At 48.0% G+C, this 14,347-nt stretch carries 17 protein-coding genes and 4 pseudogenes; 13 read left to right on the forward strand and 8 right to left on the reverse strand.

All coding sequences use genetic code 11. From position 1 onward, the window contains the following. Positions 1 to 46: 46 nt before the first annotated feature. The 8 genes and pseudogenes from HFV01_RS03850 to HFV01_RS03885 form a co-directional block, all read right to left on the reverse strand. Positions 47 to 355 (reverse strand): HigA family addiction module antitoxin, encoded by a 309-nt coding sequence (locus tag HFV01_RS03850; protein ID WP_006623772.1) that lies wholly within the window; start codon positions 353 to 355, stop codon positions 47 to 49. Positions 356 to 364: 9 nt separating this feature from the next. Continuing rightward, a complete protein-coding gene (locus HFV01_RS03855; RefSeq protein WP_081587642.1) occupies positions 365 to 478 on the reverse strand; it encodes a type II toxin-antitoxin system RelE/ParE family toxin in 114 nt (37 codons plus the stop codon). Between the two features lie 128 nt (positions 479 to 606). Beyond that, positions 607 to 1,185: a restriction endonuclease subunit S gene (locus tag HFV01_RS03860; protein WP_006621085.1), complete on the reverse strand. Its 579-nt coding sequence runs from the start codon at positions 1,183 to 1,185 to the stop codon at positions 607 to 609. Beyond that, positions 1,182 to 2,237 (reverse strand): PDDEXK nuclease domain-containing protein, encoded by a 1,056-nt coding sequence (locus tag HFV01_RS03865; protein ID WP_008053740.1) that lies wholly within the window; start codon positions 2,235 to 2,237, stop codon positions 1,182 to 1,184. Before HFV01_RS03865 ends, HFV01_RS03860 begins: the two co-directional genes overlap by 4 nt. Continuing rightward, positions 2,234 to 3,775 (reverse strand): type I restriction-modification system subunit M, encoded by a 1,542-nt coding sequence (locus tag HFV01_RS03870; protein ID WP_193520843.1) that lies wholly within the window; start codon positions 3,773 to 3,775, stop codon positions 2,234 to 2,236. The genes HFV01_RS03865 and HFV01_RS03870 overlap by 4 nt, the downstream gene beginning before the upstream one ends. A 169-nt stretch (positions 3,776 to 3,944) precedes the next feature. Continuing rightward, positions 3,945 to 4,214, reverse strand: a complete 270-nt coding sequence (locus HFV01_RS03875; RefSeq protein WP_006623767.1) for a type II toxin-antitoxin system PemK/MazF family toxin — start codon at positions 4,212 to 4,214, stop codon at positions 3,945 to 3,947. A 21-nt stretch (positions 4,215 to 4,235) separates the two neighbouring features. Continuing rightward, positions 4,236 to 4,496, reverse strand: coding sequence for an AbrB/MazE/SpoVT family DNA-binding domain-containing protein (locus HFV01_RS03880; protein WP_006623765.1), 261 nt, complete (start codon positions 4,494 to 4,496; stop codon positions 4,236 to 4,238). A gap of 50 nt (positions 4,497 to 4,546) precedes the next feature. After that, positions 4,547 to 5,424: pseudogene (locus HFV01_RS03885) on the reverse strand (IS630-like element ISAtsp1 family transposase). A gap of 55 nt (positions 5,425 to 5,479) precedes the next feature. On the opposite strand from HFV01_RS03885, the gene HFV01_RS03890 reads away from it, so the two are divergent. The 13 genes and pseudogenes from HFV01_RS03890 (at position 5,480) to HFV01_RS03950 (ending at position 14,309) form a co-directional block, all read left to right on the forward strand. Next, on the forward strand, positions 5,480 to 5,974 hold the full coding sequence (locus HFV01_RS03890; protein WP_318286156.1) for a hypothetical protein: 495 nt from the start codon (positions 5,480 to 5,482) through the stop codon (positions 5,972 to 5,974). Between the two features lie 69 nt (positions 5,975 to 6,043). Further along, on the forward strand, positions 6,044 to 6,457 hold the full coding sequence (locus HFV01_RS03895) for a DUF4336 domain-containing protein (protein WP_228116391.1): 414 nt from the start codon (positions 6,044 to 6,046) through the stop codon (positions 6,455 to 6,457). Between the two features lie 2 nt (positions 6,458 to 6,459). Continuing rightward, positions 6,460 to 6,666: a hypothetical protein gene (locus HFV01_RS03900; RefSeq protein ID WP_035759200.1), complete on the forward strand. Its 207-nt coding sequence runs from the start codon at positions 6,460 to 6,462 to the stop codon at positions 6,664 to 6,666. Between the two features lie 305 nt (positions 6,667 to 6,971). Further along, complete coding sequence (locus tag HFV01_RS03905; RefSeq protein WP_006623786.1) at positions 6,972 to 7,325, forward strand: DUF433 domain-containing protein; 354 nt, start codon at positions 6,972 to 6,974, stop codon at positions 7,323 to 7,325. An 80-nt stretch (positions 7,326 to 7,405) separates the two neighbouring features. Continuing rightward, positions 7,406 to 7,672: a hypothetical protein gene (locus HFV01_RS03910; protein ID WP_228116390.1), complete on the forward strand. Its 267-nt coding sequence runs from the start codon at positions 7,406 to 7,408 to the stop codon at positions 7,670 to 7,672. 41 nt (positions 7,673 to 7,713) lie between these two features. Then, complete coding sequence (locus tag HFV01_RS03915) at positions 7,714 to 7,974, forward strand: hypothetical protein (RefSeq protein ID WP_006623788.1); 261 nt, start codon at positions 7,714 to 7,716, stop codon at positions 7,972 to 7,974. A 53-nt stretch (positions 7,975 to 8,027) separates the two neighbouring features. Continuing rightward, positions 8,028 to 8,456, forward strand: a pseudogene (locus tag HFV01_RS03920) (hypothetical protein); the annotation flags it as partial. Between the two features lie 90 nt (positions 8,457 to 8,546). Then, positions 8,547 to 8,693 carry a hypothetical protein gene (locus tag HFV01_RS03925; RefSeq protein WP_006668467.1) on the forward strand — a complete coding sequence of 49 codons (147 nt, stop codon included), beginning with the start codon at positions 8,547 to 8,549 and terminating at the stop codon, positions 8,691 to 8,693. A 137-nt stretch (positions 8,694 to 8,830) separates the two neighbouring features. Continuing rightward, on the forward strand, positions 8,831 to 9,736 hold the full coding sequence (locus HFV01_RS03930) for a hypothetical protein (RefSeq protein ID WP_193520845.1): 906 nt from the start codon (positions 8,831 to 8,833) through the stop codon (positions 9,734 to 9,736). 50 nt (positions 9,737 to 9,786) lie between these two features. Beyond that, positions 9,787 to 9,975: pseudogene (locus HFV01_RS03935) on the forward strand (hypothetical protein); the annotation flags it as partial. A gap of 91 nt (positions 9,976 to 10,066) precedes the next feature. Next, positions 10,067 to 10,213 (forward strand): hypothetical protein, encoded by a 147-nt coding sequence (locus tag HFV01_RS03940; protein ID WP_006623791.1) that lies wholly within the window; start codon positions 10,067 to 10,069, stop codon positions 10,211 to 10,213. A gap of 49 nt (positions 10,214 to 10,262) precedes the next feature. Then, positions 10,263 to 10,451 (forward strand): annotated as a pseudogene (locus tag HFV01_RS03945) (hypothetical protein); the annotation flags it as partial. 330 nt (positions 10,452 to 10,781) lie between these two features. Beyond that, positions 10,782 to 14,309 carry a CHAT domain-containing protein gene (locus HFV01_RS03950; protein ID WP_193520846.1) on the forward strand — a complete coding sequence of 1,176 codons (3,528 nt, stop codon included), beginning with the start codon at positions 10,782 to 10,784 and terminating at the stop codon, positions 14,307 to 14,309. Positions 14,310 to 14,347 lie beyond the last annotated feature (38 nt).

Raw genomic sequence — 14,347 nt, forward strand, 5'->3', positions numbered from 1 at the left:
GGAAAGGTGAGCAGTAAATCGCGGTAATATTCGTATGGCTTTACTGTTAGTCTTGCCGGGAACAAACTTCCATTTTTAATTTTTCTCCGATTGCATCTTCAGCTACATCCAGATCATAATCCATTTGCAAACCCATCCAAAACCGGGCGGACATATTGAAATAATAGGCTAAACGTAGGGCTGTATCTGCCGTAATTCTACGTTTACCGTGAATAATTTCATTAATTCGACGTGCAGGTACACGCAAGGCTAGAGCAACCTGATTTTGACTCAGATTCATGGGCTTGAGAAATTCTTCTAACAGGACTTCGCCAGGATGTACAGGGGTCAATTTATCTAATTTATTTTTTGTCATGATTCCACCTCAGTGATAGTCAACAATTTCTACATCTGTTGCATCCCCATCTTTCCACCCAAAGCAAATTCTCCATTGGTCATTAATTCGGATACTATACTGACCGATTCTACTGCCTACCAAGCGTTCAACGAGTCACGTTAAACGTCAAGCGCAAATTTCTCAGAAAAAATTCTTTCTTTTCCGAGAGATGGAAGTTGAGCCAGCATGATCGCGTTATTGGATTGGGCGATCGCCTTGTAGTTAGTCATCTATGCCTCCGTTTTAGGAAAGGTGAGCAGTAAATCGCTGTAGTAGTTATATTGTTTTTGGCGATCGCTCAGTTCGGCGGTCAGTTCGGCGGTCAACGCTGTAAAAGTGTCCAAAATCCGCACGATTTCGGCTTGAATGGCAAGGGGTGGGATCGGGATTTCTAATTTAGCCAAATCGGACTTATTGACTGCGGGCACTCCCCCTTCTTTTTTTAGACCTAAAAGCAGATCGCTTTCTGACTGAAGAAAATAGAAAAGATATTTGTTGATGAGTAGAGCTTCATCTGTTGATCGTAGCTTGTAGCATAACGGCCCTAACCAAAACGGGGTCTTTTGATATCCAACATAGCAAATTCCCCCTTGACCTCGATATGGCGTTGTAACTGTGTCGCCTTCGCAATTGCTGCTTGCGGTATATCCAGATCTAGTTGTTCCTGCGTTAATGTAATCATAATCTGTCGCGTTATCAAAAATTTCAGTTGGCTTCTGTCCAGTATTGATCTCAGCAATCTCCCCCAAGGTATTCCACTCCACCGCCGCCCCATCTAACAGCCTCCCCAGGAAATTCCTACCGCTCATCCCACACCTCCATCAAACCCCATCAATTCCCGCTCAATCTCTTCAATACTCGGCAATTGAGTTTGTAACGGAACAGGCAAAGATTCCAATAACTTATATTCCGCAATACCCATAGGCTGGCTTTTATCTCCCAAAGCATACTCAGCCACCACCTTGTCTTTGCTTTTGCACAACAACAAACCGATCGTAACCCCATCCTCTTTAGCCTTCATTTGCCTATCCACCGCCGTCATATAAAACCCCAACTGCCCCAAATGCTCAGGCTTAAACTTGTCCGCTTTCAGTTCAATCACAACATAGCAGTGCAATTTCAGATGATAAAACAACAGATCAATAAAAAACTCCTCCTCACCCACTTGCAGCAACACCTGACGACCCACAAAAGCAAATCCTGCACCCAACTCCAACAAAAATTGTGTAACGTGCTTAACTAATGCCCTTTCTATTTCACGCTCCTGAGCCTCCTCAGTCAGACCCAAAAAATCAAAGCGATAGGGGTCTTTAATCGATTCACGGGCAAGATCGGAATCTGGCTTAGGCAAACGCTGCTCAAAATTAGAAACCCCATGACCCTGCCGCTCAATTAAGCGGGTTTCAATCTGCATCACCAGCACATTACGCGACCAATTGTTTTCTATAGCTTTTTGAGCGTACCAAATACGCTTTTCATTGTTGTCTAACTTATCTAAAAGTGCCAATTGATGATACCAGGGTAATTGTGCAAGCACCTCTTGCACAAATTCAATATCTGTCCATGTATGGGCAAAGGCTCGCATATATTTAAGATTGCGTGGCGAAAAACCTTTGATCTGAGGAAATGCACTACGCAAATCATGGGCAAGGCGATCGATAACCTTGGCTCCCCAGCCCTGTTCAGCTTGCCGAGCCAAAATATCCCGCCCAATTTGCCAATAAAGCAAAACCAATTCACGATTAACGGCTAATGTCGCTTTTTGTTGGGCTTTATGGATTCGTTCCTTGAGTTCCCTCAACCAGATGTTATAGCCATCAGGCACATCGATCAAAGCAATAGGACGTTTTGATTTATTCATGCTTCAATCTCCGCCACGATCGCATCAATCTCAGCCCGCAAGCGATCAATCTTCGCCACAGTAGTTTTTAACTCAGTATTAAGCGGGGTAATGTCAACTTTTTCGCGAGTATCCTTGGCTTCCACATAGCTACTAACCGACAGATTGTAATCATTAGCGGCAATCTCTTCACAAGGCACCGTTCGGGCAAAGTGATCAACGTTTTCTTTGCTATCAAACACCCCCATAATTTCGGCAATATGGTCATCGGTCAGGGTGTTATTATTCGTTTCTTTTTTAAACAAGCCACTAGCATCAATAAACTGGGTGGTAGAGTCGGGCTTGTCCTTAAATAGCACCAAAACCGTCACAGCGATGCCAGTACCGAAAAACAGATTAGGCGCGAGGGCAATCACGGTTTCAACGTAGTTGTTATCTACCAGATACTTTCTGATTTTGGCTTCCGCACCGCCACGGTAAAAAATACCAGGGAAGCACATGATCGCCGCGCGACCACTGCTAGATAAATAACTCAAGCAATGCAGCACAAAAGCAAAATCAGCCTTAGAATTAGGCGCGAGTACACCAGCAGGCGCAAAGCGATCGTCATTAATCAGCGTCGGGTCATCACTCCCAACCCACTTCACGGAATAAGGCGGGTTAGAGACGATCGCATCAAAGGGCTTTTCATCCCCAAAATGCGGGTCAGTTAACGTATTGCCCAACTGAATATTAAACTGGTTGTAATTGATGTTATGTAAAAACATATTCATCCGCGCCAAGTTATAGGTCGTGTGGTTAATCTCCTGCCCGTAAAAACCATCCTCAATCATGCCATTGTCAAAATACTTTTTGGCTTGCAATAGCAGGGAACCCGAACCACAGGCGGGGTCATAAATTTTATTAACACTGGTTTGCTGGTGCATGGCAAGCTGGGCAATCAACCGGGAAACCTGCTGCGGTGTAAAAAACTCGCCCCCCGATTTACCCGCATTAGCGGCATAGTTGGAGATCAGAAACTCATAGGCATCGCCAAACAGATCGATGTGGCTGGCATCAAAACCACCAAAATCCAGCCCTGCCACCCCTTTTAGTACCGCAGCCAAGCGCAGGTTTTTATCTTTAACCGTGTTGCCGAGGCGGTTGCTGGTGGTGTCAAAGTCAGCAAACAGCCCTTTGATATCTGGCTCCGAGGGGTAGCCATTGGCAGAGCTTTCAATCGCCGCAAAAATCGCAGCTAGGTCAGTGTTCAGGCTTTCGTTAGTGTTTGCACTAGCGGCGATGTTAGCAAACAACTGGCTGGGATAAATAAAGTAGCCTTTGGTTTTGATGGCATCATCTTTGAAGTCGTCAGGAATATCACTATCGGACAGCTTGGCATAGTCGATGCTGTCATCGCCGCCCTCGGCGTAGCTAGTAAAGTTTTCACTGATAAAACGGTAAAACAGCGTGCCGAGTACATATTGCTTAAAATCCCAGCCATCGACTGAGCCGCGCACATCATTGGCGATTTGCCAGATTTGGCGTTGCAGGGCGGCGCGTTGTTGGGTACTCGTCATTGTCCAAATTATGGTTCAAAGGTTTTGAATAATGGTCAGTGTGACCTCGGTTTTGTATTTTAGCAAGTATTAGGTATTATAATCCAGCGGTTCGAGATGTCGGGATACTCAAGGCTCACCATATCAGAGAGCCTCTGTGGGATTCTCGCACTGATGACCTAGGATTAGATCAGGGTAGAGCGATCGCGCCGTCCCTTGGCTCATTGGGAAAACATCTTTTTGACCAATCGAGCTTTATCGATGGTGTTTGGTCGAGAACAATTTGCCCTTCCTTACCCTGAAACTGGCAGGAAATTCGCGTCGGGTAGGCTTTCCCTTTTGTCGTCATTGGGGCAATAATCACCGTGGTAATATAACCGTTCATTTCATCCGGTGAGATAATCACACAGGGTCGTTTTTTCTGAATTTCACTGCCAATTGTGGGGTCAAGATTAACCAAAAAAACATCGAAATGCGATCGCTACCACTCCCATTCGCTTTGCTCCCAATCGGTACTGTTGACTGGATCGAGAAGAACATCATCTTGTTCTTTCGCCATTGCTGCAAAGGCTTGCTCCCAGCCTGTGCGTAACCGTCGTGCGTTGCGAATCGTGAGATGATCGCCCTCCACTTCGATTTCAACGTCTGTCTGAATACCACTTTGCTCTAAAAGCAGTTTAGGAATACGCACACCTTGGGAGTTGCCAATTTTAACGATTCGGGTTCTAATCATTTTGCTCATGCTGGGATGGCTTGAAAAGCAGGATGTAATTATAGCATTAGTCAAGGTGGTTAGGACGCAGCTTTGAGAACGGAATCCATGGCATCATGGAGAGAATCAAACTGCTCACGTGCAGTGGCGAATACGGGCTTTCAGCCACGACCAACATTTCTCTATCTTGTTGAGGTCTGGCGAATAAGGCGAAAGATAGAGTAAACGGCATTGAGCTGCCTCCACCAGTTCAGCAATCCGTCCCCCTTTATGAAACGTTGCATTGTCCAATACTAGAGTCTGACCTGGCTTCAATGTTGGAATTAAGATGAACTCCAACCACAACTCAAACACTGTCCGATTACAACAACCCTCAAAGCTAAAGGGAGCTAAGAGTTGTTGATGACACCATGCGGCTATCATACTTACCCTGCCCTGCCTCTTCCCTGATTTGAGTGCATGGAAGCGTTTTCCTTCCTCGCAGTAACCATAAGGGTAATCCGAGTCCTGACTATTCATGCCGGCTTCATCGAGGTAGACCACTTCTTGTGGCTCCATCTGTTCAATCTGAGCCATAAACTCCTCTCGCTGTTGCTCATCACGTTCTTGGTAGCCGTAAGTTTTTTTTTCTGGTGAAGCCAATTTTCTTCAAGGCTCTGGATATGGTGCGAGGAGAGATGTCGTCATCCCAAAGTTCAGCCATTTGAGCTGCTGTTTTGTCGCCATGCTCTTGGGCAAAAGCCTTGAATTTTTGCCAGTCGGTAATTTTGTGGTTATTGCCAGGTCGGTGATGAGGTTTAGGGAGGAAGTCTCCGGTCTGTGCTTTTCTTTGCAGCCAGAGATTAATGGTGTTCCGGCTGACATGGAAAACTTGACTGGCTTCTGTTTTGGGCATACCGTCTAGTTCAATGGCATCAATAACTTTTTGTCTGAGGTCGTAACTATAGGGGGCTGGCATTTTTGGTCTTCTTAGTCATCTCGTCCTCTCCATTATACGTCCTAAGTGTTCTGTCTTGTGCTATATATGGGTGGGTTTAGCGATCGCCCAACAGGAACTCACCCAGCAACGTTACCCTGAACTACGAGAAGCCCAACTCGACCAATTCCTCACCCCCGAAGAATACCAACTCACCCAACAAGGCAACCTCACCGATACAGAATGGGGTGATATCTTCATCCGCCTCAACATGGCAGCCTGTAAAAGGAGAAACGTCACCCAGCAGGAGGAGTTTTTTCGGGATGTTTCCCATAGTATTGATTCTGGTTTTGCGGAAGTCTGTGAACGGTTGGGGGTAATGGAAACCACCATCAGCGACTTGTTACAAACCCTAGAGGAACGCCTAGAGGGGTTGCGCCAAGAAGTGACGGAATTTCGTCAAGAGGTGCGGCAGGGGTTGGAGTGGCTGCACAATCAACCGAGGGGGCGATCATTCTCTAAACAGGAGTATCGCGCGCGTCAAAATATCTTAACTCAGATGCGATCGACAAAGTTGTTTTTAAAACCATAAGCTCCTACCATTAAACCTAGCCATCAAACTACTCACCAAAACCATGCTAAAAGAAGTTGATATAGATGTTTGGGTTGCAGAATAGACCTTCCGATATTTGGGACTCAGTGTCGGAACAGGATGACGGTTATTCGATTGGCTAATCGAGAACTCGCGGTAATTTCTCCAATTCAATCTAGCGACAGACTTGTCAGCCAGCTAGGTCAACTGGGAGTTGTCAAGTATATTATTGCCCCTAACCTTTATCATTATTTATTTGCAGCTAATTTCAAATCTATTTATCCCCAGGCAACCTTTGGGGCTGCCCCTGGTTTAGCCATTAAAAAACCAGATTTACCGATTGACCAGACCATCAGGGGCGATCGAGGTGAGTTATTACCTGGATTATACTTTGTCTTATTCGATGGTTTAAGAGTTTGGGGCTTAACGGGAATTGATTCACTTAATGAATGTGTGTTTTTCATTCTGCAAGTCGCACTCTGATTTTGACAGATACAGAATTGCACTTTGATGAAACATTTCCAATTATGACACAATTTTCAGCTAGACTGCTGGGAGTATATAAACAATTAAGTCTATCAATCATGGAACGGATTGCCACCAATGAAAAAGAGCGATTTAGACAATCGTTTGAACAAGTAATGTTATGGGATTTCGAGCGATTTATTATGGCTCATGGAAGTATAATTTAGCGAGATGGCACAGAAAAATTAAAGAAAGGGTATGAATCTTTTTGGCGTTGAAGCTACTGTTTACCTTATCCTAATTTTACCACTATAAAACCTGATTTTTACTCCCTAAATAAATGCACCGATCGCCTCTTACAAAAACACTTCGCCAACCTAGAAATCCAGAAAGACTAAAACTGACTCTAAGAAACCGGGTTTCTGTCAGGCTTTCTATATCCTAACAAAGATAGTAATAGAAACCCGGTTTCTGGCAACTTGGCTATAATAGTCGTAACCCCCTAGTATCAACCCATATCCCCATCCTCAATATGACATTCATCACCGATACTCCGGTAACTTGGCAATACCTAGACATTGATGCTCAAAATCAGGCAACTATTGCCAATAGTCGCGTTTCAGTTGCCCAACTGATTCAAGAAAAACACGCCCACGGCTGGAGTCCAGAAGAGCTGCACTTTCAACACCCAGAAATTTCCCTCGCTGCCATTTATTCTGCCCTCAGTTATTACTACACCTATCAACACCAAATTGATGCTCAAATTGCTCAAGAACAAGAAAAAATCCAGAACCTGCAAGCTGATTTAATTACAATGAGAGTCGGTCATCATACTGCCGATTTTCAACAAATGCTTCAGCAAAAACGGCAGCAGCAGCCAGGATGAAAATGGCAATATATTACTATTTCGATGCTCCACTCCATCGAGCGATTAAGATTGGTTTACAACTGAAATTGGTTGAGGTTATGACCGCTCAAGAAGACAATAATAGTAGTGCTATTGATGAAATAATTTTGAGTCTTTATGTGCAACTAAAGCGTCCTCTTGTAACCACGAATCATGATTTTCTAGTGTTAGATAAAAATTGCGTCAATCAAGGTAAAGCGTTTACCGGAATTTTCTTTTTCAGTCCTCAAGTGTCGATGGGTTATGCGATCGAAGAGTTAGAGGTTTACGCCAAAATGGGAGAATTAGAAGATTTCGCCAATCAAGTAATTTTTATTGGATGTTGAACTGCCGCCGCTTTATCCATGAGAGGAAAAGCCATGAACTAATGAACTTTGTTGTTGGCATCAAAAATACAGACTATGCAGCTTCCCTAGAAGTTCGCAAGATTTATCCAGTCTTACCCGACTCAAAAGCGAATAGTCATCAAATGCTGCGGATAATTGATGAATCAGGGGAAGATTACCTCTATCCTAACGCATATTTTATGCCTATTGAACTCTCTGCCTCTCTCCAACAAGTTCTGGAAATGTCTGAGGTTGAGTGGAATCAAAGAAACCGGGTTGCTGTCAGGGTTTCTGTATCCTAACCGAGATATCCATAGAAACCCGGTTTCTCAGCATTTAGCTATAATAGGATGACCAACTACCGCCGACAGCAGAAACCCTATGGTTGCGGATTTTAGGGACGGGGAGAGTCCAAAAACAAGCCTTGCAAGAACTCTATCAACTACCAGGAGACAATCCCACCCGAGAAACCACGCTAGAATTACTGTATAACCTGCGCGCGATGCTAGAAGCGCGGCAAAATTTAGACCCAGAAGAGAGAGAGTTAATCATGGAACTATCACCCCTGTATTTACAACGGTTACAAACTGTTAAGGAAGAAGGTATCCAACAAGGACAGCGATCGCTCCTAGAAAGTATGCTACAAGTGAAGTTTGGGGCGGTCGATGCCGAATTAGCTGAGATTATCGACCGGTTGATTGCAGTTCCCCCATTGGAACAAGCTCAGTTGATTTGGCAGTTATCACGGGAAGAACTTTTGGCTCGCTTTTCCCGTGACATATAACCGGGGGGTTAAGAAACCCGGTTTCTTTGAGAAACCGGGTTTCTCGGACAACAAGGAGTTCAGCAAGGACAACGATCGCTCCTAGAAAGTATGCTACAAGTGAAGTTTGGGGCGGTGGATGCCGAATTAGCTGAGATTATCGACCGGTTGATTGCAGTTCCCCCATTGGAACAAGCTCAGTTGATTTGGCAGTTATCACGGGAAGAACTTTTGGCTCGCTTTTCCCGTGACTTGTGAACTGGGGGGGTTAAGAAACCCGGTTTCTCAAAGAAACCGGGTTTCTCAGTTGGCGGGGTGAAGGCAGCAGTTGAGGGCTGCTGTCCGAGCCAGACTAGAGTATAATTAATAATTAGAGACCTCGAAAATAGCTATAAATGACCCGATTTATCTACGACCAATTCACCAAGCAATATATCCAGGAACTCTTAAAGCCATTAGGTAAAACTGAAACCAGCAAAACCCTAGCTTCAGAAAGGCGAGAAATTGACATCTTTTTCACACCCAACCCGGAAAATATCGCCCCAGCTAGTCACCTAGGCTTATTGGGAAGATTAGCCACCACCCCAGCGGTTTTTGAGCCTTTTAGCAATCCCGTTAGAGCCAGAGAAATTCGCAGTTGTCTGGTGAAGATATTAGAGATGAAGGCGCAATGGGAACGCCAAGCCGACCGGGAAAAAAGACGGCTCGCTCCCGGAGAATCACCCCGGTTGTGGATTCTGACCCCGACCGCATCCCCTGCCATCTTAGCAGATTTTGGCGCTACGGTAGACCTGGAAAACTGGATGAGTGGCGTGTACTTTATGCCGAAGGGACTGGAAAGCGCTATTATAGTAATCCACCAACTACCGCCGACAGCAGAAACCCTATGGTTGCGGATTTTGGGGACGGGGAGAGTCCAAAAACAAGCCTTGCAAGAACTCTATCAACTACCAGGAGACAATCCCACCCGAGAAACCACGCTAGAATTACTGTATAACCTGCGCGCGATGCTAGAAGCGCGGCAAAATTTAGACCCAGAAGAGAGAGAGTTAATTATGGAACTATCACCCCTGTATTTACAACGGTTACAAACTGTTAAGGAAGAAGGCATCCTCCAAGGAGTTCAACAAGGACAGCGATCGCTCCTAGAAAGTATGCTACAAGTGAAGTTTGGGGCGGTGGATGCCGAATTAGCTGAGATTATCGACCGGTTAATTGCAGTTCCCCCATTGGAACAAGCTCAGTTGATTTGGCAGTTATCACGGGAAGAACTTTTGGCTCGCTTTTCCCGTGACTTGTGAACCGGGGGGGTTAAGAAACCCGGTTTCTCAAAGAAACCGGGTTTCTCGGACAGCAAGGAGTTCAGCAAGGACAGCGATCGCTCCTAGAAAGTATGCTACAAGTGAAGTTTGGGGCGGTCGATGCCGAATTAGCTGAGATTATCGACCGGTTGATTGCAGTTCCCCCATTGGAACAAGCTCAGTTGATTTGGCAGTTATCACGGGAAGAACTTTTGGCTCGCTTTTCCCGTGACATATAACCGGGGGGGTTAAGAAACCCGGTTTCTCAAAGAAACCGGGTTTCTCGGACAACAAGGAGTTCAGCAAGGACAGCGATCGCTCCTAGAAAGTATGCTACAAGTGAAGTTTGGGGCGGTCGATGCCGAATTAGCTGAGATTATCGACCGGTTGATTGCAGTTCCCCCATTGGAACAAGCTCAGTTGATTTGGCAGTTATCACGGGAAGAACTTTTGGCTCGCTTTTCCCGTGACATATAACCGGGGGGGTTAAGAAACCCGGTTTCTCAAAGAAACCGGGTTTCTCGGACAACAAGGAGTTCAGCAAGGACAACGATCGCTCCTAGAAAGTATGCTACAAGTGAAGTTTGGGGCGGTCGATGCCGAATTAGCTGAGATTATCGACCGGTTGATTGCAGTTCCCCCATTGGAACAAGCTCAGTTGATTTGGCAGTTATCACGGGAAGAACTTTTGGCTCGCTTTTCCCGTGACTTGTGAACCGGGGGGGTTAAGAAACCCGGTTTCTCCGAGTATACCCCATCCCCACAGAGGGAGCGGACAATATCCAAGAGGCGATCGCTTCCTGACAAGGGGCCTGTACATCCTCCTTACCCCTATAGGGCCTCAACACCCCACGCCACCTCGGCTCTGACCCGTAAAACTGGGAAATCGCCGCAGGCTAAGACCAGGCCATTTGCGCCGTGGATGCCCAATGAGCTGAGATTAACCCGGTTGCTCGGAGTCGCCGGGTGGGGTATAATCGAGTTGGGGTCGCGCGAGGCTTCACCGCACCGACTACACCGAAACAAGACTCAGGGAGGCGGAACCATGTCCAGTTGGCGTGAGAAATGGCAAAATCTATGGCAGAGGCTCAACATCCTATTATTATTCGCCTCCCAGTCTCCCAGAACCTCCCACCTGACTGTTGAGGGGATATCCCCTGAGTATTTAGCAATTGGGTTAGAAATCCTGGAAGCCCAAAACAGCGGGTTAAGCAGTAGAAGTGAGTATTTAGCAATTTGGTTAAAAATCCTGAAAGCCCAAAAAAGCGGGTTAAGCAGGAAAAAAGTTTATCCCATTTTCCAAAAATACCAAGATAAACTCGACCTTGAGTTTGCCGAAACCCTCAGCCAATGGTTTCACTCCCAACTTGACCCCAAACGTATTAGGAAAAATGAAGACCTCGCCAAACATCTTAATAATTTTGCTGTTTATATTCAGCAATTCCCATTAGGCAGTCGAGCCAATAATCTGGAAATTGCCATTGTTGCCTACCAAGCCGCCTTAGAAGTCTTCACCCGCACCGCCTTTCCCGAAGATTGGGCAAGGACTCAAATGAACTTGGGGGCTGCCTACTGGAGCCGCATCCGGGGAGAGCGAGCCGACAATATCGAAGAGGCGATTCGCTGCTACCAAGCCGCCTTAGAAGTCTTGACCCGCACCGCCTTTCCCGAAGATTGGGCAAATACTCAAATGAACTTGGGGGTTGCCTACCAAACCCGCATCCGGGGAGAGCGAGCGGACAATATCGAGTCGGGGATTCGCTACTACCAAGCCGCCTTAGAAGTCATAACCCGCACCGCCTTTCCCGAATGTTGGGCAATGACTCAAGGGAACTTGGGGAATGCCTACTTATACCGCATCCGGGGAGAGCGAGCGGACAATATCGAGTCGGGGATTCGCTGCTACCAAGCCGCCTTAGAAGTCTTCACCCGCACGGCATTTCCCGAAGACTGGGCCAAGACTCAAATGAACTTGGGGAGTGCCTACTCTGACCGCATCCGGGGAGAGCGAGCCGACAATATCGAGTCGGGGATTCGCTGCTACCAAGCCGCCTTAGAAGTCCGCACCCGCACCGCCTTTCCCGAATCTTGGGCAACGACTCAAAATAACTTGGGGAATGCCTACTGGAGCCGCATCCGGGGAGAGCGAGCCGACAATATCGAAGAGGCGATTCGCTGCTACCAAGCCGCCTTAGAAGTCATAACCCGCACGGCTTTTCCCAAAGATTGGGCAATGACTCAAATGAACTTGGGGGTTGCCTACTCTGACCGCATCCGGGGAGAGCGAGCCGACAATATCGAAGAGGCGATTCGCTGCTACCAAGCCGCCTTAGAAGTCCGCACCCGCACCGCCTTTCCCGAATCTTGGGCAAAGACTCAAAATAACTTGGGGACTGCCTACTCTGACCGCATCCGGGGAGAGCGAGCCGACAATATCGAAGAGGCGATTCGCTGCTACCAAGCCGCCTTAGAACTCTTCACCCGCACCGCATTTCCCGAAGATTGGGCAACGACTCAAATGAACTTGGGAGAAGCCTACCGTAACCGCATCCGGGGAGAGCGAGCCGACAATATCGAGTCGGCAATTCACTGCTACCAAGCCGCCTTAGAAGTCTTCACCCGCACCGCCTTTCCCGAAGATTGGGCATGGACTCAAAATAACTTGGGTCTTGCCTACTGGAGTCGCATCCGGGGAGAGCGAGCGGACAATATCGAGTCGGCAATTCACTGCTTCCAATCCGCCTTAGAAGTCTACACCCCCTCCTCCTTCCCCCTAGACTGCCTCAAAACCGGACGCAACCTCGGCAACTTCGGCTATGACCTGCAAAACTGGGAAATCGCCATCCAAGGCTACGACAACGCCATCCGCGCCGTGGAACAGAGCCGGGACTGGGCGACTTCCCCGGACACGAAACGGCAAATCCTGGAAGATGCCCTGCCCCTCTATGGCAAAATGATAGAAGCCTGCATCCACCTGGAACGCTACGAGCAAGCCCTGCTGACGGTCGATCGCAGTAAGTCCCGCACCCTGATGGAAATGCTCACCAGCGCCGACCTGGTTCCCAAAAACGCCACCCCCGAACAACAGGAACAATACCGCCAACTCAACCGGGAAATCGCCGCCCTGCAACAATCCTTCGCCCCCACCGAGAACCCCACCGACGGGAAGACGGGGACACCGGGAAGCGGGGAAATCCGGGCAAACCTGGAACTCGCCACCGCCACCGAGGCACGGGGAACCACTCCCCTGCAAAGCCTGCTCCAACAACGGCAAACCCTGCTGGCGGAAATCAACGACCCCGCCTTTAACGCCTTCCAGACCGTGCGCCCCCAACTCCCGGACTTTCGCCAACTCCTGACCCCGGAAACGGCTCTCATCGAATGGTATCTCCCCCAAGACCCGAACTTGGGAGCCTGGGCGTTCACCGTCACCCTAGACCAAGACCGCCCCCATATCGACGTTTACTGCTACAGCGCCGACCAACGCCAGCGCCTCGACCAATTCAACCAAACCTACTTCGCCGACTACCGCCAAGCGAGTTGGTATCAAGCTCTAGGCGATCGCCTAGATGACCTCACCGAATATCTTCACCTATCGGATATCATCGCACCCCTGCCGCCGATTTGTCAACGGCTGATTCTGATTCCCCACCTCTACCTGCACCTGTTCCCCCTCCACGCCTTATCGGTTGACCTCAACGCCCCCGCCACCCCCTTACTGGAGCGCTTTAGCCAAGGGGTCAGCTACGCCCCCAGTTGCCAAATCCTGGACTACCTCCACCACCGCCCCCAACCCGCCACCGCCCCCCAATTCTTCGCGGTGCAGAACCCCACCAAAGACCTCAACTATGCCCAAATGGAGGTCGAGTTCATCCGCCCCTACTTCGACCCCAACTGCTATATCCTCAGCCAGGAAGCCGCGACCAAATCCGCCCTCAATCGCCGGGAAACCCTAGAGAAACTGCGCGAGAGCAATTTCATCCATTTTTCCTGTCACGGAGCCTTTGACGGCGAAAATCCCCTCAATTCGGCTATTATTTTGGCAGGGGATGCACCCCCCAAATCTCCCCCCACCGAGAAAGAACGCCAGACCCTGACCCTCCGGGATGGTCGCCGCTTCGACACGGGACAGCAAGGCTTAACCCTAGGGGAAATTTATCGGAATTTAGACATTCCCGCCTGTCGTCTGGTGATGCTTTCGGCTTGTGAGACGGGACTGATGGGGAGTTTATTAACGGATGAATATATTGGGTTAGCGAGTGGATTTTTGTATGCGGGAACTCCGACGGTAGTGAGTAGTTTATGGTGTGTGGATGATTTCGCGACGGCTTGTTTAGCGATTCGTTTCTATTATGAATTTTGGAAAGATGCGCGGGTCGTGATGGCGTTACATAAGGCACAAAATTGGCTAAGGGAGGTTTCGGCGGCGGGGTTTTTAAAGTGGTGTTCTGATGGTCTAAAAATGACAGAAGAGGAGTGTGAGATAATTGATTTAAAGTTGATGTACTATGATGAGGGTTGCCCGTTTGGCGATCGCCGTTACTGGTCTGCTTTTGTGGCGATCGGCTTGTAGGGGATTATGCCATCTCCGGTCCCCTCCCCTTGGCAAGG

Origin of the sequence: Limnospira fusiformis SAG 85.79, assembly GCF_012516315.1 — a bacterium.
Lineage (GTDB): Bacteria > Cyanobacteriota > Cyanobacteriia > Cyanobacteriales > Microcoleaceae > Limnospira > Limnospira fusiformis.

Coding starts and splice junctions, on each gene's coding strand:
- HFV01_RS03930 (WP_193520845.1), top strand. CDS start 8,831: ATGACCCGATTTATCTACGACCAATTCACCAAGCAATATATCCAGGAA.
- HFV01_RS03870 (WP_193520843.1), bottom strand. CDS start 3,775: ATGACGAGTACCCAACAACGCGCCGCCCTGCAACGCCAAATCTGGCAA.
- HFV01_RS03850 (WP_006623772.1), bottom strand. CDS start 355: ATGACAAAAAATAAATTAGATAAATTGACCCCTGTACATCCTGGCGAA.
- HFV01_RS03865 (WP_008053740.1), bottom strand. CDS start 2,237: ATGAATAAATCAAAACGTCCTATTGCTTTGATCGATGTGCCTGATGGC.
- HFV01_RS03940 (WP_006623791.1), top strand. CDS start 10,067: ATGCTACAAGTGAAGTTTGGGGCGGTCGATGCCGAATTAGCTGAGATT.
- HFV01_RS03910 (WP_228116390.1), top strand. CDS start 7,406: ATGACCGCTCAAGAAGACAATAATAGTAGTGCTATTGATGAAATAATT.
- HFV01_RS03950 (WP_193520846.1), top strand. CDS start 10,782: ATGTCCAGTTGGCGTGAGAAATGGCAAAATCTATGGCAGAGGCTCAAC.
- HFV01_RS03915 (WP_006623788.1), top strand. CDS start 7,714: ATGAACTTTGTTGTTGGCATCAAAAATACAGACTATGCAGCTTCCCTA.
- HFV01_RS03860 (WP_006621085.1), bottom strand. CDS start 1,185: ATGAGCGGTAGGAATTTCCTGGGGAGGCTGTTAGATGGGGCGGCGGTG.
- HFV01_RS03880 (WP_006623765.1), bottom strand. CDS start 4,496: ATGAGCAAAATGATTAGAACCCGAATCGTTAAAATTGGCAACTCCCAA.
- HFV01_RS03905 (WP_006623786.1), top strand. CDS start 6,972: ATGACATTCATCACCGATACTCCGGTAACTTGGCAATACCTAGACATT.
- HFV01_RS03925 (WP_006668467.1), top strand. CDS start 8,547: ATGCTACAAGTGAAGTTTGGGGCGGTGGATGCCGAATTAGCTGAGATT.